This window comes from Streptomyces cavernae, assembly GCF_004023625.1.
In the GTDB taxonomy this organism is placed as follows: Bacteria; Actinomycetota; Actinomycetes; order Streptomycetales; family Streptomycetaceae; genus Streptomyces; species Streptomyces cavernae.
This window is the reverse complement of the sequence record NZ_ML137709.1, coordinates 20,836-41,457: the sequence shown is the minus strand read 5'-3', so window position 1 is coordinate 41,457 and position 20,622 is coordinate 20,836. Positions and strand designations below refer to the sequence as shown.

At 72.7% G+C, this 20,622-nt stretch carries 14 protein-coding genes; 9 read left to right on the top strand and 5 right to left on the bottom strand.

The annotated features are described in order from the left end of the window. Positions 1 to 328 precede the first annotated feature (328 nt). Together EF387_RS02250 and EF387_RS02245 are read left to right on the top strand one after the other, a co-directional pair. Positions 329 to 991 carry a Tat pathway signal sequence domain protein gene (locus tag EF387_RS02250; protein WP_128374766.1) on the top strand — a complete coding sequence of 221 codons (663 nt, stop codon included), beginning with the start codon at positions 329 to 331 and terminating at the stop codon, positions 989 to 991. A 362-nt stretch (positions 992 to 1,353) separates the two neighbouring features. Beyond that, entirely contained in the window at positions 1,354 to 3,180 is a 1,827-nt protein-coding gene (locus tag EF387_RS02245; protein ID WP_128374765.1) for a S8 family peptidase, read from the top strand. 206 nt (positions 3,181 to 3,386) lie between these two features. Here the strand turns inward: EF387_RS02245 and EF387_RS02240 are convergent, their stop codons facing one another. The 3 genes from EF387_RS02240 to EF387_RS02230 are packed head-to-tail and all read right to left on the bottom strand — an operon-like array spanning position 3,387 to position 6,482. Next, on the bottom strand, positions 3,387 to 4,322 hold the full coding sequence (locus tag EF387_RS02240) for a lytic polysaccharide monooxygenase auxiliary activity family 9 protein (RefSeq protein ID WP_128374764.1): 936 nt from the start codon (positions 4,320 to 4,322) through the stop codon (positions 3,387 to 3,389). A gap of 55 nt (positions 4,323 to 4,377) precedes the next feature. Further along, positions 4,378 to 5,715 (bottom strand): cytochrome P450, encoded by a 1,338-nt coding sequence (locus tag EF387_RS02235; RefSeq protein WP_238431297.1) that lies wholly within the window; start codon positions 5,713 to 5,715, stop codon positions 4,378 to 4,380. Next, the gene (locus tag EF387_RS02230) at positions 5,712 to 6,482 is read right to left on the bottom strand and encodes an alpha/beta fold hydrolase (RefSeq protein ID WP_128374763.1); all 771 of its coding nucleotides are present in this window, start codon (positions 6,480 to 6,482) and stop codon (positions 5,712 to 5,714) included. Before EF387_RS02230 ends, EF387_RS02235 begins: the two co-directional genes overlap by 4 nt. A 401-nt stretch (positions 6,483 to 6,883) precedes the next feature. Between EF387_RS02230 and mdlC the strand changes: the two genes are divergently transcribed. The 4 genes from mdlC (at position 6,884) to EF387_RS02210 (ending at position 13,678) form a co-directional block, all read left to right on the top strand. Then, positions 6,884 to 8,488 carry a benzoylformate decarboxylase gene (mdlC, locus tag EF387_RS02225; RefSeq protein ID WP_128374762.1) on the top strand — a complete coding sequence of 535 codons (1,605 nt, stop codon included), beginning with the start codon at positions 6,884 to 6,886 and terminating at the stop codon, positions 8,486 to 8,488. Positions 8,489 to 8,796: 308 nt separating this feature from the next. Further along, a complete protein-coding gene (cyc2, locus tag EF387_RS02220; RefSeq protein WP_238431296.1) occupies positions 8,797 to 11,052 on the top strand; it encodes a germacradienol/geosmin synthase Cyc2 in 2,256 nt (751 codons plus the stop codon). A gap of 534 nt (positions 11,053 to 11,586) precedes the next feature. Further along, positions 11,587 to 12,714: an aminopeptidase P family protein gene (locus tag EF387_RS02215; RefSeq protein WP_128374761.1), complete on the top strand. Its 1,128-nt coding sequence runs from the start codon at positions 11,587 to 11,589 to the stop codon at positions 12,712 to 12,714. 46 nt (positions 12,715 to 12,760) lie between these two features. Beyond that, positions 12,761 to 13,678: a phosphotransferase family protein gene (locus tag EF387_RS02210; RefSeq protein ID WP_128374760.1), complete on the top strand. Its 918-nt coding sequence runs from the start codon at positions 12,761 to 12,763 to the stop codon at positions 13,676 to 13,678. 333 nt (positions 13,679 to 14,011) lie between these two features. Here the strand turns inward: EF387_RS02210 and treZ are convergent, their stop codons facing one another. Continuing rightward, the gene (treZ, locus tag EF387_RS02205; RefSeq protein ID WP_128374759.1) at positions 14,012 to 15,757 is read right to left on the bottom strand and encodes a malto-oligosyltrehalose trehalohydrolase; all 1,746 of its coding nucleotides are present in this window, start codon (positions 15,755 to 15,757) and stop codon (positions 14,012 to 14,014) included. 226 nt (positions 15,758 to 15,983) lie between these two features. Here treZ and EF387_RS02200 point away from each other — a divergent pair, with 226 nt between their 5' ends. From EF387_RS02200 to EF387_RS02190, 3 genes are all read left to right on the top strand, one after another. Beyond that, complete coding sequence (locus tag EF387_RS02200) at positions 15,984 to 16,541, top strand: DUF1707 and FHA domain-containing protein (RefSeq protein ID WP_128374758.1); 558 nt, start codon at positions 15,984 to 15,986, stop codon at positions 16,539 to 16,541. A 214-nt stretch (positions 16,542 to 16,755) separates the two neighbouring features. Beyond that, positions 16,756 to 18,078, top strand: a complete 1,323-nt coding sequence (locus EF387_RS02195) for a M14 family zinc carboxypeptidase (protein WP_128374757.1) — start codon at positions 16,756 to 16,758, stop codon at positions 18,076 to 18,078. Positions 18,079 to 18,119: 41 nt separating this feature from the next. After that, the gene (locus tag EF387_RS02190) at positions 18,120 to 18,566 is read left to right on the top strand and encodes an SSI family serine proteinase inhibitor (RefSeq protein ID WP_128374756.1); all 447 of its coding nucleotides are present in this window, start codon (positions 18,120 to 18,122) and stop codon (positions 18,564 to 18,566) included. Positions 18,567 to 19,305: 739 nt separating this feature from the next. Here EF387_RS02190 and EF387_RS02185 read toward each other — a convergent pair. Next, on the bottom strand, positions 19,306 to 20,556 hold the full coding sequence (locus EF387_RS02185) for a M14 family zinc carboxypeptidase (RefSeq protein ID WP_128374755.1): 1,251 nt from the start codon (positions 20,554 to 20,556) through the stop codon (positions 19,306 to 19,308). Positions 20,557 to 20,622 lie beyond the last annotated feature (66 nt).

Sequence of the window (20,622 nt, the reverse complement as noted above, 5' to 3'; positions counted from 1 at the left end):
CACGGTGCCTTGACGTTGAACAGTGCTCAGGTCTACAACTCAGGCCAGGTTACTCACGAGTCCGTGGCGCCGGACCCGTCGCACGACCTTCCCGGGTAACACCCGTTCCACGCGGCGCTCACTGCGACCTGACAGCCCGTCAGGCGCCGTATTCGCTGCCGCCTTTCCCGGCGACTCGTCGCCGCTATCCGAGTGCGGTCACCTTGCCCCTGGGACCGTGCCCGACCGGCCGCTGCCGATCCGCCGCGTACGGAGAAGGCGTGACGGACCGGCAGCGGCCGAAACCCTCACCCTCACCCCCGCTTTGTCAAGAAAGAGGCATACCCGCATGCGTACTCGACCCGTTCTCGCCCTCGCCGGTGCCGTCGCGGCGCTCTCCCTCGCCACCTCGCCCGCCACCGCCGCCGACACCCCGGTGCTGACCACCGGCAGCCTGGGCGGCACCCCCGTCGCGGCAGGCGACGTCCTTCAGGCCGGGCTGGCTGAGGGAACGGCCGCCACGCTCTACTCCAGCGCGACCGGAACCAGCGGCATCTCCTGCAGCTCGTCGACGTTCACCGCCACCGCCACCGACAACCCGACCGCGCCCGGCACGGCCACCGAGTCGGTCTCCGAGCAGACCTTCGACGCCGGCGCCTGCACCAGCAACGTCCTCGGCGTCAGGGGCGTCACCAGCATCACCGTCAACAACCTGCCCTACACCACCACCGTCAGCTCGGACGGGACCGTGACCGTCACCCCGGCCGCGGGCTCGACCATCCAGACCACGGTCGTGCTGCGCACCCTGCTGGGCAGCATCAACTGTGTCTACCAGGCGCCGAGCCTGACCGGTACGGCGAGCAACGACGACAACAGCATCACCTTCACCGCCCAGCAGTTCACCAAGTCGTCGGGCTCTTCGCTGTGCTTCGCCAACGGCTACTTCACCGCGAAGTACGCGCCCGTGCGGGACATCAGCCAGGAAGGCAGCCCGCTGGTCTTCGTCAACTGACGCACCGGCCGGCGTACGACGACGGGCCGGGCCGCCGGGCACGCGGCGCCCGGCCCGTTCTCTGAAGCCCGCGGGCCGGACGGGAGCTCCCCTCCCGTCCGGCCCGCGTTCTGTATGCGGCGGGCTGTGCCCCCGCGCGCGCCCGCACCCCTCGCTTCGCGGTAATCGAGGGTTTTCCCTGTATCCCTATGACCTGGGCCTTGCTTATGGTTTTCAACCACAGCTGACCCACAGGTAACCCCTTCAAGGGCAGCTCGCGCATGGCCGGCCGCCGCGCCTCTACTTCGAGTGACCCCCCGCCGCTTCGACGACGAAGCGAATCACCGTGCTCCCGCGTGGAGTCGGCCACGAAAGGCAAGCTCATGCGAACTGCCCGTGTGTCCCCCGCTTCCAGACGGAAGCTCATATCCCTGGCCGCGGTCTCCGCGGCCGTTCTGTCGGGTGTCGCGCTGGTGGGACCCGCCTCCGCGACGGAGTCCGCGGACCGGGCCCCTGCGGCACAGGCCGCCGCGTCGCAGGTCGAAGCCGCCCCCGGCGAGACCGCCGAGCGCCTCATCGTCGGCTACAAGTCCTCCGCCCCCGAGGCCAAGTCCAACTCCGCCGCCTCCGCCGACGCCGAGGCCAAGGGCAAGGAGGCGGGCGAGGAACTCGACTTCCAGCGCCGTCTCGGGACCGGCGCCGCGCTCGTCGACCTCGGCGAGGACCTCAGCGCCAAGGACGTCTCCGACGTCATCGCCGAGTACCAGGCCGACCCCCAGGTCTCCTACGTCGTACCGGACCGCCTCAACACCCCGCAGGCCGACCCCAACGACACCGAGTACAGCAAGCAGTGGGACCTGTTCGAGGCCACCGCGGGCATGAACGTGCCGGGCGCCTGGTCCACGTCGACGGGCAGCGGGGTGACGGTCGCCGTCATCGACACCGGTTACGTCACCCACTCCGACCTCGCCGCCAACATCGTCGGCGGCTACGACTTCATCTCAGACACTGCGGTCTCCGTCGACGGCAACGGCCGCGACAGCAACCCGGCCGACCCGGGCGACTGGTACAACGCCAACGAGTGCGGCGCCGGCATCCCCGCCAGCGACTCCTCCTGGCACGGCACGCACGTGGCCGGCACCATCGCCGCGGTCACCAACAACAGCAAGGGCATCGCCGGTATCGCCCACGGCGCGAAGATCTCCCCCGTGCGTGTGCTGGGCAAGTGCGGCGGCTACGACTCCGACATCATCGACGCCATCACCTGGGCCTCCGGCGGCACCGTCTCCGGCGTTCCCGCCAACTCCAACGTCGCCAAGGTCATCAACATGAGCCTCGGCGGCTCGGGTTCGTGCACCTCCGCCACCCAGAGCGCCATCAACGCGGCCGTGAACCGCGGCACCACGGTGGTCGTCGCGGCCGGCAACAGCAACGCCAACGCCGCCAACTACTCCCCGGCGAGCTGCTCGAACGTCATCACCGTCGCGGCCACCAACCGCTCCGGCTCCCGCGCCTCGTACTCCAACTACGGCTCGATCGTCGACATCGCGGCCCCCGGCGGACAGACCAGCACCGGCACCGCGAACGGCATCCTGTCGACGCTGAACTCCGGCGCGAAGACCCCGTCGACCGAGAACTACGAGTACTACCAGGGCACCAGCATGGCCACCCCGCACATCGCGGGCCTGGCCGCGCTGCTGAAGTCGGCGAACACCTCGCTCACCCCGGCCCAGATCGAGTCGGCCATCAAGACCAACGCCCGTGCCCTGCCCGGCACCTGCTCGGGTGGCTGCGGCGCGGGCCTCGCGGACGCCACCAAGACGGTCGCGGCCGTCAGCGGTGGCGGCGGCGGTACCCCCTCGGGCACCACCTTCTCCTCCACCGCCGCGGTCTCCATCCCGGACGCGGGCTCCGCCGTCGAGTCGCCGATCACGGTCAGCGGCATCAGCGGCAACGCGCCCTCCGCCCTGCAGGTCACCGTCGACATCACCCACACCTACCGCGGTGACCTGGTCCTCGACCTGGTGGCCCCGGACGGTTCGACCTACCGGCTGAAGTCCTCCAGCACCTCCGACTCGGCCGACAACGTCAAGACCACCTACTCCGTCAACGCGTCGAGCGAGACGGCGAACGGCACCTGGAAGCTCCGTGTCCAGGACGTCGCCGCCCAGGACACGGGCACCGTGAACAGCTGGAAGCTCACCTTCTGAGGGCGGAGGCCGCAGGCCTGACATTCCAGGCCTGAGATCGCAGGACTGAGATCCCAGGCATGAGATCCCGGGCATGAGACCGCAGGCCTGAGATTCCAGGCCTGCGGTCCGCGTTGCGAGCTCTGAGGTTCTGAGCGGTGGATCAGGACCGGGTCGGGCCGGCCGGTGTGGGGGAGCACCGGCCGGCCCCTTTCCGGATCCCGGTGTCAGCGACGGCGACGAAGGCCGACGGCGACACCGGCGGTGACCAGAAAGGCGACGAGCCCACCCGCGAACAGGGGAAGTGCCATGCCGACGGTGTCATCACCGTCGGCGGTGGCCACGGGGCTGCTGGTCACTGTCTGGGCACCGGTGGGGTTGGGGGTGGGTGCGCCCGCGGAACCGGCGTCCGCGGCCCCGGCGTTCCCGGACTCCGTAGGGGCGGAGGCACCGGTCGTGGCGCCGCTCCCGCCCGCGTCCGCCGAACCACCCTCGTTCGAGGACCCGCCGTCGTCCGCCCGCTCTCCCTTGTCGGCGGTCGGGAAGACGACGTCGGAGCAGGAGTAGTAGGTGTCCACCGTGCTGGTGTTCTGCCAGATGGTGTAGAGCATCTGACGGCCCGTCCGGTCCGCGGGCAGCTTCACCTTGAAGCGGTACACGCCGTCCACGAGCTTCGGGTCGGTGGCCGTCGCGAACGGCTTCTCCGGCAGGTCCGACCAGTTCAGCGGCTTGGTGGGGTCGTAGCCCTCCTTGGTGAGGAACACCTTGAACGTGCCGCTGTGCGGAATGGTCGACGCGTAGGTCAGCGTCAGCTCCGACCCCGGCTTCAGCTCGGTCGAGGGCCAGTCGGCGCGCGCCACGTCCAGCCCCTTGTAGACGTCGATCCCTCCGCTGCACAGCTTCCCGTCGGGGATGGTCTGCCGGTCCTGGCCGTTCACACCGGCGACCCGCAGGTTGTCCCACGCCCCGATCGCACCCCCGTTGGCGGCCACGGCCGCCTGGCAGGCCGCCGAGCGGGCGTCCGCCCCGCCGTCCTCGGAACAGGCGAACACCCGGCTGATCGGATCCGTCGGTGCCCCGTGCGCCTGGGCGGGCGCGGCCAGGAACATGACGGAGGCCGCTCCGACCAGAGCGGCCGCGGTGACGGTGCGGTGAGCGGTCATCGGGTGCGATCTCCGTGAGGTGGTACGGGCCGGTTGTCCCGTCCAGTACGGAGATTCACGGGCGAGCGTTCAGCCCGCCAGGTGTCGCGCTGCTCACTCCCAGACGCAGCGGCAGCGACTTCAGCCCGTTGATGAAGTTGGAGACGAGACGGCGCGGAGGACCGGCCGGCCGCGGCGGTCCGGGCAGGGCGCGCAGCGTCTCCTCGTACAGCACGCGCAGTTGCAGCCGTGCGAAATGCGCGCCCAGACAGACGTGCGGGCCGTCGCCGAAGGAGACATGGGGATTGGGGGTGCGGTCGGGGTCCAGGCGGTCCGGGTCGGGGAAGGCTCGTTCGTCCCGGTTGGCGGCGGCGTGGAACACCACCACCTTCTCCCCGGCGGCGATGTCACGGCCCGCCAGCCGTGTGTCGCGGACCGCCGTACGGCGGAAGCTGAGCACGGGTGGGTGCCAGCGCAGCAACTCCTCGACCGCCAAGGGGAGCTGAGCGTCACCGGAGCGCAGCCTCAGATATGTCCCGGGGCGCTCCGCGAGGGCCAGCAGACCGCCCGGCGCCGCGCTGCGGACGGTGTCGTTGCCCGCGACCGTGAGCAGGAAGAAGAACATCTCCAGTTCACCGCCGGACAGTTCGGGGTCGGTCGCGAGCGTGGTCATGATGTCGTCTCCGGGCTGCCGCCGCTTGTGCCCGGCCAGGTTGCGCGCGTACGCGAACATGTCCGCCAGCATCGCCGGCGAACGCGGATCGACCGGCCTGCCCGCGGCATCGCTCACCCGCGGGCCCGCCTCGTCCGGGTCCTGGTAGCCGATGACGCGCTGCGTCCAGTGCAGCAGCAGCCCGCGGTCGCTCTCCGGTACGCCCAGCAGATCGGCGAGGTTGAGCAGCGCGTAGTCGTCGGTGACGGTGGCGACCACGTCGCAGATGCCGTCCACCCTGCTCTCCAGGGCCCGGCGCAGCAGGCCCCGGGCCCGCTCCCGTACGACCGCCTCGAAACGCCGGGTGCGGCGCGGGGTGAAGGCCCGGCTGACGAGACGGCGCAGCCGGCCGTGGTCCGGCGGGTCCTGGTTGAGCATCATGCGCCGGATGAACGGCAGGTCACCGGGGTCGGGATCGCGGATCTGGGTCGCGCCGAGGTGCGAGGAGTACGTCGCCGGGTCCTTGAGGACGCGTACGACGTCGGCGTGCCGGGTGACCGCCCAGAAGCCCGGACCCGCCGGCCAGCCGAGCACCTCGGGTTCGTCCTGCCAGGCCACGGGGTGGTGGTCGCGCAGGACGCGGTACGCCTCGTACGGCACGCCCCGCGCATACCCGCGCGGGTCGAAGACGTCCGGGACCGGGGCACCGGCCCCCGCCCCACCGGCCCCGGTCCCGCGCACATGCGGCTCGGCGGAGCTCACGCCGCGTCGTCCTCCCGCAGGAAGTCCTCGACGACCCGGATCAGCTCGAGCGGAGTCTCGTCCATCGAGTAGTGACCCGCCGCGGACAGCTCCACCAGGTGGCCCTGCGGGTACCAGCGCAGCCAGGTCCCGCGCAGCAACTCGGCCGTAACGGCGGGGTCCAGGGCGCCGGTCACGGCGAGTGCGGGCACCCGGGAGCCCGCCACCTCCGCGTGGAAGTCCTCGCCCGCCCAGGAGTCGAGCCAGGCGCGGAACGCCTTCGGAGCGGTGACCGCGAGCGACCGGGCGACCATCCGGTCCAGCCAGGCCGCGGGGCGCCGGCCGCCCGAAGTGAGGTCGATGACGGCGCGCCGGTTCTCCGGCCGGTGCTCCGCCTCGGCGAACAGCTCCCACTGCTGAGAGGGCATGGGGAAACCGGAGGCGGGCACGGGGGAGATTCCGGCCAGTCTGCGCACCCGACCCGTCGTCAGCAGCCGCTGCCCCACGGCGGCGCCCATCGAGTGCCCGACCACCGAGAAGCGCTCCCAGCCGAGCCGGTCCGCCAGCTCGACGAGGTCCGCCGCCGCCTCGGCGGTGGTGAAGTCGCCTGCGGTGTCCTCCGCCGCGCCGTAGCCGCGCAGGTCGACCAGGGCGTACTGGAACGACGCGCGGTCCAGGTCGGCGAGCACCGGCGCGTACGCCGACCGGTCCGCGAACCAGCCGTGCACGGCGAGCACCTTGTGCGGCCCGTCGCCGTGCAGTTCATGAGGCAGTACGAAAGGGGTCATGTCGCACCACGGTGGCCTTAACCGGCTTACGGGGCAAGAGTGCCACGCCCACCGCCCGACTCCCACCGCCCGGCGGCACCGTGATCCGGCCACGGTCCGGGGATGCGGTTGTGTCGCCCGGGGCCGCGGGGTAAAGGCTCGGCATCCGGACGCCGAAAGCGGACCAGCGGATGGGACCGACCGCCGAGGAGGCGCCGTGATGAGCCGTACGACCGGACCGGGAGGAGGCGCCGAATGACGGGGCGCGAAGGCGGGTGCCGTATGCCCGGGTTCGCAGGCGGGCGCCGTGCACCCGGGCATGCAGGCGGGTGTCGTGTGCCGGGGCGTGCAGGCGGGTGTCATGCGCACGGGCGTGCAGACGGGGGTGGCCCGGGCGGGGCCGGGGCGTGGGGAGGCGACCGATGACCGGTACCGTTCGGGACGCCGTCGTCCGGCTGTGCCGGGACACCGGCATGACCACGGTGTTCGGCAATCCGGGATCCACGGAACTGCGCATGTTCCGTGACTGGCCCGACGACTTCCGCTATGTCCTCGGACTGCAGGAGTCCACCGCCGTGGCCATGGCCGCCGGCCACGCGGTCGGCACGCGCCGCGCCGCACTGGTGATCCTGCACTCCGCCGGCGGGGTCGGCCACGCCCTCGGGGCCGTGTTCAACGCGTTCCGCGACCGGGTGCCCCTCGTCGTCGTCGCGGGACAACAGTCCCGCGCGCTGCTCCGGCTGCGCCCCTTCCTGGGCGCCGACGAACCCGCCGAGTTCCCGCGCCCGTACGTGAAGTTCAGCCGCCAGCCGGAACGAGCGGCCGACGTCCCGGCGGTCCTCGCCGAGGCACACCGCATCGCCATGGCACACCCGCGCGGCCCGGTCTTCGTCTCGATCCCCGAGGACGACTGGGACCAGCCCGCCGACCCCGTCGAACCGCGCGCCGTGCACGGCGCGTTCACCGCGGACCCCGCCGCGCTGGGTGCCCTCGCCGCACGCCTGGACGCCGCCGAACGGCCCGCCCTGGTGGTCGGCCCCGGAGTCGACGACGAGGACGCCCTCCCCGAAGTGCGCGAGCTGGCCGAGCGAACCAGGGCCGCCGTATGGATCAGTCCCATGTCGGGAGGCTCCGGATTCCCCGAGTCGCACCCGCTCTTCCAGGGCTTCCTGCCTCCGGTGGCGGACCTGCTGGCGGCCGCGCTGGAGCCCTACGACGTGGTCGTCGCGCTGGGCGCACCGCTTTTCACCTACCACGTGCACACCGACCACCCGCCGCTGAACCCGGGCACCGAGCTGTTCCACCTCGACTGCGACCCCGGACAGGCGGCCTGGCTGCCCACCGGCACCAGCATCGTCACCACGCTGAAGCCGGCCGTCGGCGGGCTCGTCGCCCTGGTTGCCGACTCCGGCCGCGAACCGCCCCCGCCCCGCCGTGTGCCCGACCCCGTGCCCGCCGCGCCCGACCTCACCGGGGAACACGTCCTCGACCTGCTGAGGGACCGGTTGCCGCACGACCGGGTCCTCGTCGAGGAGGCACCCAGCCACCGCGACGCGCTCCACGCGCGCGTGCGGGTCGACGGTGCCGGAGGCTTCCTCACCACCGGCAGCGGCGCCCTCGGCTGGGGCCTACCGCTCGCCGTCGGCCGTGCGCTGGCCGACCGGCGCCGGGTGGTGTGCGTCATCGGCGACGGATCGGCGCTCTACTCCGTGCAGGCCCTGTGGACCGCCGCCCAGCACCGGGTGCCTGTCACCTACGTCCTGCTCGACAACGGCGGCTACGCGGCCGTCAGCGCCCTCGGCCGGCGGATCGGGATCGCCTCCGTGCCCGGCACCGACCTCGGCGGCATCGACTTCGCCGCGCTCGCGCGGTCCCTCGGCTGTCCGGGCGACCGCGCCGAACGGCCGGAGGAACTGCCCACCGCCCTGGACCAGGCCCTGGAGCGCGGCGACGACGACGGACCGTACCTGCTGCACCTGCGCGTCACCGGCACCGAGGACGCCCTGTATGTCCCTCGCACCGGGTGATCCACTGACCTGGGTGATCCCCCGACCTGGGGCGCCCTCCTGGCGTCGCCCTCCTGACCCGGGTGGCCCCCCGACCCGGGTGGCCCTCCCATCCGGGTGGCCGGCCGACCCGGGTGACCCCTCGCACGGAGTGACTCTGCCCCGGTCCTCCCGGACGGGGCACTGGCTGACCCGCCCCCGTCAGCCGATCCGCACGTCCTGCCACACCATCGGGTGGTCCGCGGCAGGCACAGTGGGCTGTTCACGCGATGGTGTGATCAGGCCCGGACCCGTGGATGCCGCCAAGAGGCCCTGGGCAGTACCCGGCCATGACGCAGCCGTTCCAACTCCCGCACTTCTACATGCCGCATCCCGCGCGCCTGAACCCACACCTGGACGAGGCGCGTGCCCACTCGACCGCGTGGGCACGCGAGATGGGCATGCTGGAGGGCTCCGGCATCTGGGAGCAGGCCGACCTCGACGCACACGACTACGGACTGCTCTGCGCGTACACCCACCCCGACTGCGACGGACCCGCGCTCTCCCTCATCACCGACTGGTACGTGTGGGTGTTCTTCTTCGACGACCACTTCCTGGAGATGTACAAACGCACCCAGGACCGCGAGGGCGGCAAAGCCCATCTGGACCGGCTGCCGCTCTTCATGCCGATGGACGTCGCGGCCCCGATGCCCGAGCCGCGAAACCCCGTCGAGGCCGGCCTGGCCGATCTGTGGACGCGTACGGTGCCCGCGATGTCGCCGGCCTGGCGCGCCCGCTTCGCCCGGTCCACGGAGCACCTCCTCAACGAGTCCCTGTGGGAGCTGTCCAACATCAATGAGGGGCGGATCGCCAACCCCGTCGAGTACATCGAGATGCGCCGCAAGGTCGGCGGCGCCCCCTGGTCGGCCGGACTCATCGAGTACGCCACCGCCGAGATCCCCGAACCGGTCGCCGACTGCCGCGCGTTGCGGGTCCTCACCGACGCCTTCTCCGACGGGGTGCATCTGCGCAACGACCTCTTCTCCTACCAGCGCGAGATCGAGGACGAGGGCGAACTCAGCAACGGCGTGCTGGTGTTGGAGACGTTCCTGGGCTGTACTACCCAGGAGGCCGCAGACGCCGTCAACGACCTGATCACCTCACGACTTCAGCAGTTCGAGTCGACCGCCTTCACGGAACTCCCCGCACTGCTCCTGGAGAAGGGGCTCGGCGCCCCGGAGTGCGCGGCCGTCGGCGCGTACGTCAAGGGCCTGCAGGACTGGCAGTCGGGCGGCCACGAATGGCATCTGCGCTCCAGCCGCTATATGAACGAGGGTGCACTGGAGGGGAGTTCACCACTCGGCGGGCCGATCGGGCTCGGCACCGCGGCGGCCGACGTCAAGGGCCTGCTCACCGCGGCGGGCGCACAGCGGCTGCGTTCCTACACCCACGTCCCGTTCCAACGCGTAGGACCTTCGCTGGTGCCGGACCTGGAACTGCCCTACGCGGTCAGCCTCAGCACGCACCTCGGCACCGCGCGAGAGAACCTCGTCGGGTGGGCGCACCGCATGGGGATTCTCGGCGAGGGCGTCTGGGACGAGGACGCGCTGCGCCGCCACGACCTCCCGCTGTGCTCGGCCGGACTCGACCCGGACGCCACCCCCGACGAACTCGACCTCAGCTCCGCCTGGCTGGCCTGGGGCACCTACGGCGACGACGCCTACCCTCTGATGTACGGCCGCACCCGCGACCTGATCGGTGCCCGTGCCTGCACCGAGCGGCTGAAGCTGATGATGCCGCTGGACACCGCCGAACCGCCGCCGGCCCCGGTCACCGGCATGGAACGCGGGCTCACCGATCTGTGGGAGCGCACCACACGCCTCATGGACGCCGAGGCGCGGGCGATGCTGCGCGACGCCATCGAGACCATGCTCGACAGCTGGCTGTGGGAACTGGCCAACCAGGCACAGAACCACATCCCCGATCCGGTCGACTACATCGAGATGCGCCGCGCCACCTTCGGCTCCGACCTCACCGCGAGCCTGTCGCGCATCTCCCACGGCAACCGGGTCCCGCCCGAGGTCTACGCCAGTACGCCGATGCAGTCCCTGGTGAACTCGGCCTTCGACTACGCCTGCCTGCTCAACGACCTGTTCTCGTACCAGAAGGAGATCGAGTACGAGGGTGAGGTGCACAACGCCGTGCTTGTGGTGCAGAACTTCTTCAACTGTGACTACCCGACCGCCGTCGCCATCGTCCACGACCTGATGAAGGGCCGCCTCAGGCAGTTCCAGCACGTGGCCGCGGCCGAGCTGCCCGTCCTGTACGACGACTTCGGGCTCGGCGAGGCGGAACGGTCGGTGCTCGACGGCTATGTGGCCGAGTTGCAGGACTGGCTGGCCGGCATCCTGAACTGGCACCGCGAGTGCCGACGCTACCGGGAGGAGTACCTGTCACACGGCACGAGAACACCGCTCTCCGCCCCCCATGCACTGAGCGCCCCCCATGCACTGAACGTGGGCCCGGCGCCGAGCCCGCCCCCGGCACTGAACGTGCCCACGACAGTGCAGCTGCCGTTCGCTCGGCGGGCCGGGGCACCGTCCTGAGGACGATCACGCCGCGCGCGTGACCGCGGCCCGCGCCAGGACCCAGACGAACGGCGGCACCAGCCCCCAAAGGTGTACGGGCCGGCTGCCCGGCACCACCCATACGGCGTCGAAGCCGCCGCCGTATGCCGCGTCCCGTGCGGGGATCCAGCGGGCGTCCAGGACGAGCCGGTCACGGGTCGTCCTGGCGGCGACCGCCCGGTCCGGATGCCATGGTGGCCCTGCCCGTCGCCGCCCCGCCTCACCCTGCTGCCCGAACGGCCGCCGCGGGCGTGACCCGGGCGGTGGCCGTTCTCCTGGTCATGCCCCGCCCGGTGTACCGCATCGAACTGGTGTATGCCGTGGCGCTCCGGATTAGCGGCGGCTGTGTGCCGGCCCGGCGGCTGCTGGACGCACCGTGAGGCCACTCCCTCCCTGGGTGTCGGTCGTACTCAGGCCCGCAATCGGCTCGCGTCCGCCCCCGTGGAAGGGCAGGATGCTGCCCGTAGCCGCCTGGGGAAACCCGGTGGAACCCGAGGACGTACGGAGGCATGGATGACCGGCTCGCCCGCGCCCTTCACCGCCGACGACCACGCGACGCGTATGCGGCGCGCCGCGGAGGCAGCCGCGGACGCCGGGCTCGACGGCCTACTGATCGCGCCGGGACCCGATCTGGTGTGGCTGACCGGCTACCGGCCCGTCCCGACCGAGCGGCTCACCCTGCTCGTGCTCCGGGCCGGCGAGGACCCCGACCCCGTGCTGGTGGTGCCCGCCCTGGAGGCCCCGGACGCTGCCGAGGCCGCGGCGGCGCCCGTCCTGACCCTGCGCGACTGGAGCGACGGCAACGACCCCTATGAGACGGCCGCCCCGCTGCTCGGCGCGGGAGGCCGCTACGGCATCAGCGACAACGCCTGGGCCATGCACCTGCTGGGACTGACGAAGCGGCTCCCCGGCATCCGGTACACCTCCCTCACCGAGTCCCTCCCCATGCTGCGCGCCGTCAAGGACGCCGCCGAGCTGGAACGCCTGGCGGCGGCGGGCGCGGCGGCGGACGCGGCGTACGAGGAGATCCGGAAGGTGCCCTTCGCCGGCCGCCGGGAGACCGACATCGCCGCCGACCTCGCGGAGCTGCTGCGACACTTCGGTCACTCCCAGGTCGACTTCACCGTCGTCGGGTCCGGACCCAACGGTGCCAACCCGCACCACGAGGCGGGCGACCGCGTCATCGAGCAGGGCGACATGGTCGTCCTCGACTTCGGCGGTCTGAAGTACGGCTACGGCTCCGACACCTCCCGCACGGTGCACGTCGGCGAACCCACCGCCGAGGAGCAACGCGTCCACGACGTCGTACGCGCCGCACAGCAGGCCGCCTGCGCGGCCGTCCGGCCCGGCATCGCCTGCCAGGACGTCGACCGGGTGGCCCGCGAGTACATCACCGACGCCGGGTACGGCGAGTACTTCATCCACCGCACGGGCCACGGCATCGGGGTCACCACGCACGAGCCGCCGTACATGGTCGACGGCGAGGACCGAACGCTGGTGCCCGGCATGTGCTTCTCCGTGGAACCCGGCATCTACCTGCCCGGCAGGTTCGGCGTCCGCATCGAGGACATCGTGACCGTGACGGAGGAGGGCATGCGCAGTCTCAACGACACCCCGAGGGAGCTGGCGATCGTGCACTGAACCCGGAAACCGACCCGAACCGCCCCCGAACGACAACGGCGCGACCATGACCCAGGCAGCGACACCCCCGACGGCCGAGACCGTACGGCGGCTGATCCGCTCGCTCCTCCCGGAGAGCGGACCGGACGTGCGGCCCGTCACGGAGTGCGGCGAGCACTCCTCCTGGTGGATCGGCACCCGCCATGTGCTGCGGCTCGCCCCCGACCGGGAGGCCTCCGTACGCCGGCGGCGCGAGCTGCGACTGCGCGATCTGGTGCGTCCGCACGTCGGGCTCGCCGTCCCGGTGAGCATCGCCAGCGGCGAGTGGGCGCCGGGGCTCGTCTACACGCTCGACACCCGGCTGCCCGGGGTGTGCGCCGAGGAGCAGGACGTCTCCGCGGTCGGCGAGGCCGATCTGGCGGGCCTGCTGACCGGGCTGCGCGAGGTGACCCTGCGGCAGGCCGAGCTGCTGGGGGTGCCGCGGGCCGCGCCGCGCAACCTGGAGTCGCTGCGGACCGCCGCCCTGCGGGCCGCGGAACCGCTCGAGGAGAGCGACGAGTTCGACGCCGCGCGGCTCGCCCAGTTCACCGCTCCCGCCGCCCGGCAGCTCGCCGCGCAGCCGGGCGGTGCGGTACTGGTCCATCACGGTCTTCGGGGCGAGCACCTGCTGGTGAGTCCGGACGGGCGGGTGCGGGGTGTCCTCGACTGGTCGAGCGCCGTCGTCGGCGATCCCGCCGAGGACATCGCCGGGCTCGCGGTCTCCGTGGGCGCGCCCGCGGCGGTGCGTGCCGCGACCCTGGCCGGATACGGGGCGCGGCCCTGCCTGCGGGGGCTCTGGCTGGCGCGATGCGACGCTCTGCTCCGCCTGGCCGCGTGCCTCCGGGGCGACGGCGGCTCGCTCCCCCTCCTCCAGGAACAGCTCGGCCGCGCCTGGGAGGCGATCCTGCTGGAACGGGTGACGGAGCTGCGGGACGAGGGTCCCTGAGCCGAAGGCGGGGCGGGCGTTGTGGTCTTTTCGCAAGCCCCGCCCCCACCCGCTGCCTCGTGGCCTCCGGTCCCGTCCCCACGAGGGAAGTGGCCGGTGGCGGGTGGCAGGGGAGGGTTTTATCGCCCCCTCCGCCCCTACCCGTCCCGTAACCGGGGCTGCCGCCCCTGAACCCCGCTGTCGGCCTGAACGGCCTCGTCCTCAAACGCCGGACGGGCTGACACCATCCAGCCCCTCCGGCGTTTGAGGAGCGGGTTCCGGGCAGCGCCCCGGGGACCGCGACCGGGAGGGGGACGGGACCACCGGCCACCTCGCCCCGCCCCCGCCACCGGCCTACGCCTGCGTCAGCACCACACAGGACTCCCCGGGCAAGTTCAGCAGCCCGTCCGCTCCGGGAGCCGCCACCGGCTCCCAGGCGGCGAGCACCCGCAACCGCCCCGTGCCGAGCGGAATCGCCGCCGGCTCCTTGGCGAGGTTCACCGCTACCCGGACGTCACCGCGGCGCAGCGCCAGCCAGCGGGCCTCCTCGTCGTACGCCACCCGGACCGCCGCCAGATCGGGCATGGACAGGTCCGGCTCGGCGCGCCGCACGGCGATCAGTTCGCGGTACCAGGCCAGCAGGCCCGCGTGGACACCTTCGGCCGGCTCGGACCAGTTCAGGACGGAGCGGTCCCGGGTCGCCGGATCCTGCGGGTCGGGAACGTCCTCCTCCGCCCAGCCGTGCGCCGCGAACTCCCGCCGTCGGCCCCGCCGTACTGCCTCGGCCAGCTCCGGGTCGGTGTGGTCGGTGAAGAACTGCCAGGGCGTGGACGCGGCCCACTCCTCGCCCATGAACAGCATCGGCGTGAACGGCCCGGTGAGCGTCAGGGTGGCCGCGCAGGCCAGCAGCCCGGGGGAGAGGGAGGCGGACAGCCGGTCGCCCTGGGCGCGGTTGCCGATCTGGTCGTGGGTCTGGGAGTAGCCGAGCAGCCGGTGTCCGGAGATCCGGGTGCGGTCCAGTGGGCGTCCGTGGTGTCGTCCGCGGAAGCTGGAGTAGGTGCCGTCGTGGAAGTAGCCGCAGGTCAGCGTCTTCGTCAGGGCCGCCATCGGCGCCCGGGCGAAGTCCGCGTAGTAGCCCTGCGACTCGCCGGTGAGCGCGGTGTGCAGCGCGTGGTGGAAGTCGTCGTTCCACTGCGCGTGCAGTCCGATGCCGCCCTCCTTGCGGGGGGTGACGATCCGCGGGTCGGCGAGGTCCGACTCGGCGATCAGGAACAGCGGCCGGCCCAGGTCGTCGGAGAGCTGGTCCACGGACGCCGCCAGTTCCTCGAGGAACGTGTACGCGCGCGTGTCCCGCAGCGCGTGCACGGCGTCCAGGCGCAGCCCGTCGAGGCGGTAGTCGCGCAGCCAGGCCAGTGCGCTGCCGACGAGGAACGCGCGCACCTCGTCCGAGCCGGGCGCGTCCAGGTTCACGGCCGCACCCCAGGGCGTGTGGTGGGTCTCGGTGAAGTAGGGGCCGAAGGCGGGGAGGTGGTTCCCGGAGGGGCCAAGGTGGTTGTGCACCACGTCGAGGACGACGCCGAGTCCGAGTTCGTGCGCCCGGTCGACGAAGCGCTTCAGCGCCTCGGGCCCACCGTACGGCTCGTGCACGGCCCACAGGGACACCCCCTCATACCCCCAGCCGTGCACCCCGGGGAACGGGCACAGCGGCATCAACTCGACGTGTGTGACGCCCAGTTGGGCGAGGTGTCCGAGCCGGTCGGCGGCCGCGTCCAGGGTGCCCTCGGGGGTGTACGTGCCCACGTGCAGCTCGTACAGCACCGCGCCCGGCAGCGGCCGGCCCTGCCAGGGCGCGCGCCAGTCGTACCGCTCGTGGTCGACGACCGCGCTGAGCCCGTCCGGGCCGTCCGGCTGCCGCCGGGAGCGCGGATCGGGCAGTACGGGGCCGTCGTCCACCGAGAACCCGTACCGGGTGCCGTCCTCCGCCTCCGCCTCGACCCTCCACCAGCCCGGCCGCTCCGGATCGCGCTCCATGGTGCGGGCGGCCCCCGCGCACTGGAGCGTCACCCGGTCGGCCTGTGGTGCCCACACCTCGAACTGCACGGACGGTCCCCCTCGTCTGTTCGGCCTCGTCTGTCAGGCTTGACGTGCTGACCATGGTGCTGCAAACGAGATCAATCCGCTCGGAAACACTCTCGATCCCAGCCGTCTACGGCATGAGTTCCCCCACCGTCGGCGGGCCGTCCTGCCAGGTCACGACGGCTGCGGTCGCGTGTTCGACTTTCCTCGTTTCTGGACACCCACGGCGAACCTGTCGGACAATCACTTTGTGACGGGGTCCTTTGAGTTCAACACCTATCCGGCGCGGCTGTCCGACGCCGAGCGCGACCGCGCGCTGAAGGCACTCAAGGACGGCGTCGCCCAGGGCAGGCTGTCGCACGACACGTTCCTGCGTCGCATGGAACTGGTGTTCTCCGCCCGTCGATCCGAGGAACTCGCCATCCTCGTCGCCGACCTGCGCACCGAGGGCCGACTGTCCCGAGTGGTGTTCGGCACCGTCGGCAAGGTCTCCGGTTTCACCGAACGGCTCCGCCGGGCCTGGCAGGTCGAGAAGCTGCCGAAACTGCTGCTGCCCCACCCCGGCAACCCCCACCCGCTGCGCATCGGCCGCGACCCCGCCAACGGGCTCCGGCTCAGCCACGAGACGGTCTCCCGCGTGCACGCCGAACTCAGCAACCAGGGCGGCATGTGGGTGCTGCGCGACCTCGGCTCCACCAACGGCACCTCCGTGAACGGGCGGCGCGTGATCGGCGCGGCCGTGGTCCGCGACGGAGACCAGGTGAGCTTCGGCCGCATGTCCTTCCGACTGGCCGGAACCGATCGGTAGCGGAGCCTCGGCTTCCGTGCGCGCAGTGGTGTTGACGTAACCCTCGGTGTCGTGACTGACTGTGCGTACATCATGTACACCAGGTGAGAAGCGGGCGCCCGGTGAGTACGTGTATGGGGTGAGAACGTGCGCCCGGTGAGAACCAGCACCGGGTGAGAACGGCGGCAACGCGCAGTGGAGGTGGACCCTGCCGTCACTCCTCCGCTATCCGTGCGTGGACGAACTCAGCGCGCGCGCAGCATCGCTCGTCGCCGGCCGGCCGCGCGACGCCCGGCTGCGCCGTGTCGGCACGTCCCGGGCCGGCGACCCGTTGTGGCTGCTGAGCGTGGGGCACGGCACCCGCCAGGCCCTGGTCGTCGCCGGCCCGCACGCCAACGAACCCGTCGGCGGCGCCACCGCGTTGCGCCTGGCCGACCGGGTCCTCGCCGACCCCCGGCTGTCCGAGGGCGCCGACGTCACATGGAACGTGCTGTTGTGCCTCGACCCCGACGGCGCCCGCCGCAACGAGGGCTGGCTGGTGGGCCCGTACACCCTCGGCCACTACTTCCGGAACTTCTTCCGCCCGGGCTTCCTGGAGCAGCCCGAGTGGCTGCCCGACGGGGCGGACGGCGCCGTGTTGCCCGAGACCCGGGCCCTGCTCGATGTCCAGGACGAACTGCGGCCCTTCTTCCAGTGCTCGCTGCACGGCGTCGACGTGGGCGGCGGCTTCGTCGAGCTGACCCGCGACCTGCCCGGTCTCGCGCAGCGCCTCGCGCACACCGCGGCCCGGCTCGGCATCTTCCTCGAACTCGCCCCGTACGACGCCCTGTACTGGCCAGAACTCGGCCCCTCGGTCTACCGCATCCCACCGCCCCGGCCCGCCGACCGGGCCGCCGCCATCACGGAGGCGGCGGTCGAGTCGACCTGGTACCACCCGCACCGGTACGGCACCGTCACCGCGGTCGTCGAGGCGCCCATGTGGGGCGTCGCCGATGTCGCCTCGGACACCCTTCCGTCCGACGCGGCCCTCGTACTGCGCGACATCAGCGGCACCCTGCGACGCGACACCAGGGTGCTGGTGGACCTGCTCCGGAGCACCCGCCGCCATCTGGGCACCGCCCCCGACACGGCCCGGCTGCTCGCCCCCGTCGACGACTACCTGCTGGTGTGCCCCGGGATCGCGGACGACTGGGACCCCGACGCCGCCCGGCTCGGCCGGCGCCCGCTGCCCCCGCTCACCACCGCGCGGCTGACCTCGCTGCGCATCTCCGGACGGCGGCTGGCACTACGTACGGCGGGGCTGCTGCACCAGGCCGTCACCGCTGCCGGATGCGACCCGACCGGGGCGCTCGGCACCCTGGAACGCCTCATCGACGTGTGGTGCACGGACTTCACGCACGGCTGCGGGGCGCGCTGGATCCCGGTCGCACGACAGGTCGAGTACCAGACCCGGGTGGTGCTCGCCGCCTTCGACCTGGCGGCGCGGCGGTCACCCGCCGACGACGGCGTGCACCCGATTGCCGCACGCCGAGCGGCGGCCGAAGTCCCGTTCGAGTGAGTCCGGTCGGCTCGCGCAGCCGGCGTGCCGATGCACCGGACATGACGAAGACGATCAGAACCGCGCTGCTGGCCGCCGCCGTCGCCCTGCTGGCGACCGGCGCCGCCCCCGCGCCCGCCGCCCCCGCCGCTCCGGCGACCGCCTCCCCGGTGCACGTCGCCGCCGCGCCCGCCGCCCCCGGTAACTGGCTCTACGTGACGGTCGCCCAGGGCGAGTCCCGCCCCCGGTTCCCGCGCGGCACGCTGCTCATGTGCGACCGGCCCCAGCGGCACAAGCGCGCCGTCGAGGCCTGTGCGCAACTGCGCCGCGCGCGCGGCGACATCAACCGGATCCCGCACCGCAAGGTCATGTGCCCGATGATCTACGCGCCGGTGACCGCGTCGGCACGCGGGCTGTGGAACGGCCGGACCGTCGGCTACGAGAAGCGCTTCGGCAGCCGGTGCGAGCTGGAGGCGCAGACGGGGTCGGTGTTCACACTGAGGCGGTGACGCCCTCGGCACCCGCCTCGGCCCCTCCCCGCCTCTCCGTGCCCGCGCCGGCTCCGGGCCCGTCCCGCTTCTCCGGGCCGCGCCGGCTCCGGGCTCGTCCCGCTTCTCCGGGCCGCGCCGGCTCCGGGCCCGTCCTGCCTCTCCGGGCCGCGCCGGCTCCGGGCCCGTCCCGCTTCTCCGGGCCGCGCCGGCTCCGGGCCCGTCCCGCTTCTCCGGGCCGCGCCGGCTCCGGGCCCGTCCTGCCTCTCCGGGCCGCGCCGGCTCCGGGCCCCTCCCGCCTCTCCGGGCCGCGCCGGTTCCAGGCCCGTCCCGAACCTCCGGGCCTGTCCCGGCCGTCCGGGCCTGTCCCGGCCGTCCCGGACGCTCAGGCCGCCTCTGCCGCCCGCCGCCTCCGCCCTTTCGGGTCTGGACCGTTCAGGGGCTGTTCCGGCCGCTCGGGTCCGCCGCGTATCGGCCGCTCCCTCCCAAGGGAGCGGGACGGCCTCGGAGTGACCGGGACGGGCACATGGGCGCGGGCGGCTCCGGTACCGGCTCGCCCCCCCCCGCACCCCCGCCCCCGTCCCGGCCTGCCCGAGGCGGGGGCGGGGTGCGTTCCGGGGACCGGCGCGGGCTGCCCTGTGTCCGGGCCCTGGACCGTTCCCGGGCCGGGGCCCGCGCGGGACGACGGCCTGTGCTCGCCCACGCCGCGGCGATTTTACGGCGGCCCGCCCACGCCGAGGCGGTTGGACGGCGTCGGCTCTCAGCGGTGGTCGGGGTGTGCGTGGCGGGCCGCCGCCAGCACCGTCCGGGACTGGTGCTCCACCTGGTTCTCCAAGGGCACCCAGCGGGCGCGGAAGCGCTCCGCGAAGGATTCGGTCCACACCGTGACCAGGTGTTCCAGCCGCAGGGCCGCGCGGTCGTCGGTGTCCCTGAGGGCCCGCAGCAGCATCGACGCGGCCCGTAGCGGGATACGTCGGCCGAAGGCGTCCACACTCCCGATGTACGCCATCGTGGCGCCCGGCGGCGGTGGGCGGGACCAGTCCGCGGCCAGCCCCGGCACCAGGGCGAGCGCCCACTTCGCGGCCCGCAGGAACGGCCCCTCGGGGCCTTCTGTACGCGGCAGCGCGTCCGCGAGGACGTTCTCCACCTGTTCCGTGTCCCGGCGCAGCCGCCGCGCCAGCCGCCGCATCGCCGCGGCCGGGGCCGGATGCGGCGCCGGGTCGTCCACCAGGTCGCTGGCCCACATCGGCACCTCCACCACGGCCGTGAGCCCACCGTGACGGTGCGCGTGGTACCAGGTGCTGTGCCTGGCGTCGTCCGGCAGGCTCGGGAACACCGCGTCCGTGCCGGGCGCCGGCATCACATACACACCGGCCCCGGCGGCCGGCCAGCCGACGGCGTCCGAGGCCCCGGTCTCCACGGGAATGTGCAGCTCCGCCGCGGACTTGGCGAACGGCTCGGCGAGCCCGGGGACGTCCTTGGTGAGCTGCACCCAGCTGCCGCCCAGATCGGTGCCGTGCAGGGAGACCTGGAGGTAGGGGCGCACCTCGTCGATGACCCGGGTGAGCACCCGTGTCTCGGGCGGCAGCCGGTCCGGCGGCAGCACCGACGGCGACCACTCCGGCTGCTCCGGGCCCGCCGGGCGGTAGAACCCCAGGTGGTAGTCGAGCAGGCTGCGCGGCGTCGGCGTCACATGCAGGCTCGCGCCGTCCGGGTCGGCGCACAGCAGGAAGTGCCAGGCCGTGCCGGACCGCAACTCCTTCTCGTGCACGGTCCGTTGGGCGAGGGACAGCAGCGTTGAGCCGCCGGCCGGCTCATTGGCGTGGGCGCCCGCGACCACCAGGACGGACCGTGGGGCGTGCCCCACGGAGAGCAGATGCAGGGGCCTGCCCCCGCGTGAGAGACCGACCTCCCTCAGCGTGCACAGTCCGGGCCGGCGGGCGGCGAGCGCCCGGGCGGAGGACAGGACGTCGGACACACTCGGGTAGCGCAGCTCCGGCAGCTGACTCACCCCCGTCTCGTCCGCCCGGTGTCGCACTCGCAGTAGTCCACGGACCGCAGCAACTGTCAAGGAGCG

What these genes read in the sequence shown, in the direction of transcription:
- EF387_RS02245 (WP_128374765.1), top strand. Translation starts at nt 1,354, where the DNA reads ATGCGAACTGCCCGTGTGTCCCCCGCTTCCAGACGGAAGCTCATATCC.
- EF387_RS02230 (WP_128374763.1), bottom strand. Translation starts at nt 6,482, where the DNA reads ATGACCCCTTTCGTACTGCCTCATGAACTGCACGGCGACGGGCCGCAC.
- EF387_RS02240 (WP_128374764.1), bottom strand. Translation starts at nt 4,322, where the DNA reads ATGACCGCTCACCGCACCGTCACCGCGGCCGCTCTGGTCGGAGCGGCC.
- cyc2 (WP_238431296.1), top strand. Translation starts at nt 8,797, where the DNA reads ATGACGCAGCCGTTCCAACTCCCGCACTTCTACATGCCGCATCCCGCG.
- EF387_RS02250 (WP_128374766.1), top strand. Translation starts at nt 329, where the DNA reads ATGCGTACTCGACCCGTTCTCGCCCTCGCCGGTGCCGTCGCGGCGCTC.
- EF387_RS02190 (WP_128374756.1), top strand. Translation starts at nt 18,120, where the DNA reads ATGACGAAGACGATCAGAACCGCGCTGCTGGCCGCCGCCGTCGCCCTG.
- mdlC (WP_128374762.1), top strand. Translation starts at nt 6,884, where the DNA reads ATGACCGGTACCGTTCGGGACGCCGTCGTCCGGCTGTGCCGGGACACC.
- EF387_RS02215 (WP_128374761.1), top strand. Translation starts at nt 11,587, where the DNA reads ATGACCGGCTCGCCCGCGCCCTTCACCGCCGACGACCACGCGACGCGT.
- EF387_RS02210 (WP_128374760.1), top strand. Translation starts at nt 12,761, where the DNA reads ATGACCCAGGCAGCGACACCCCCGACGGCCGAGACCGTACGGCGGCTG.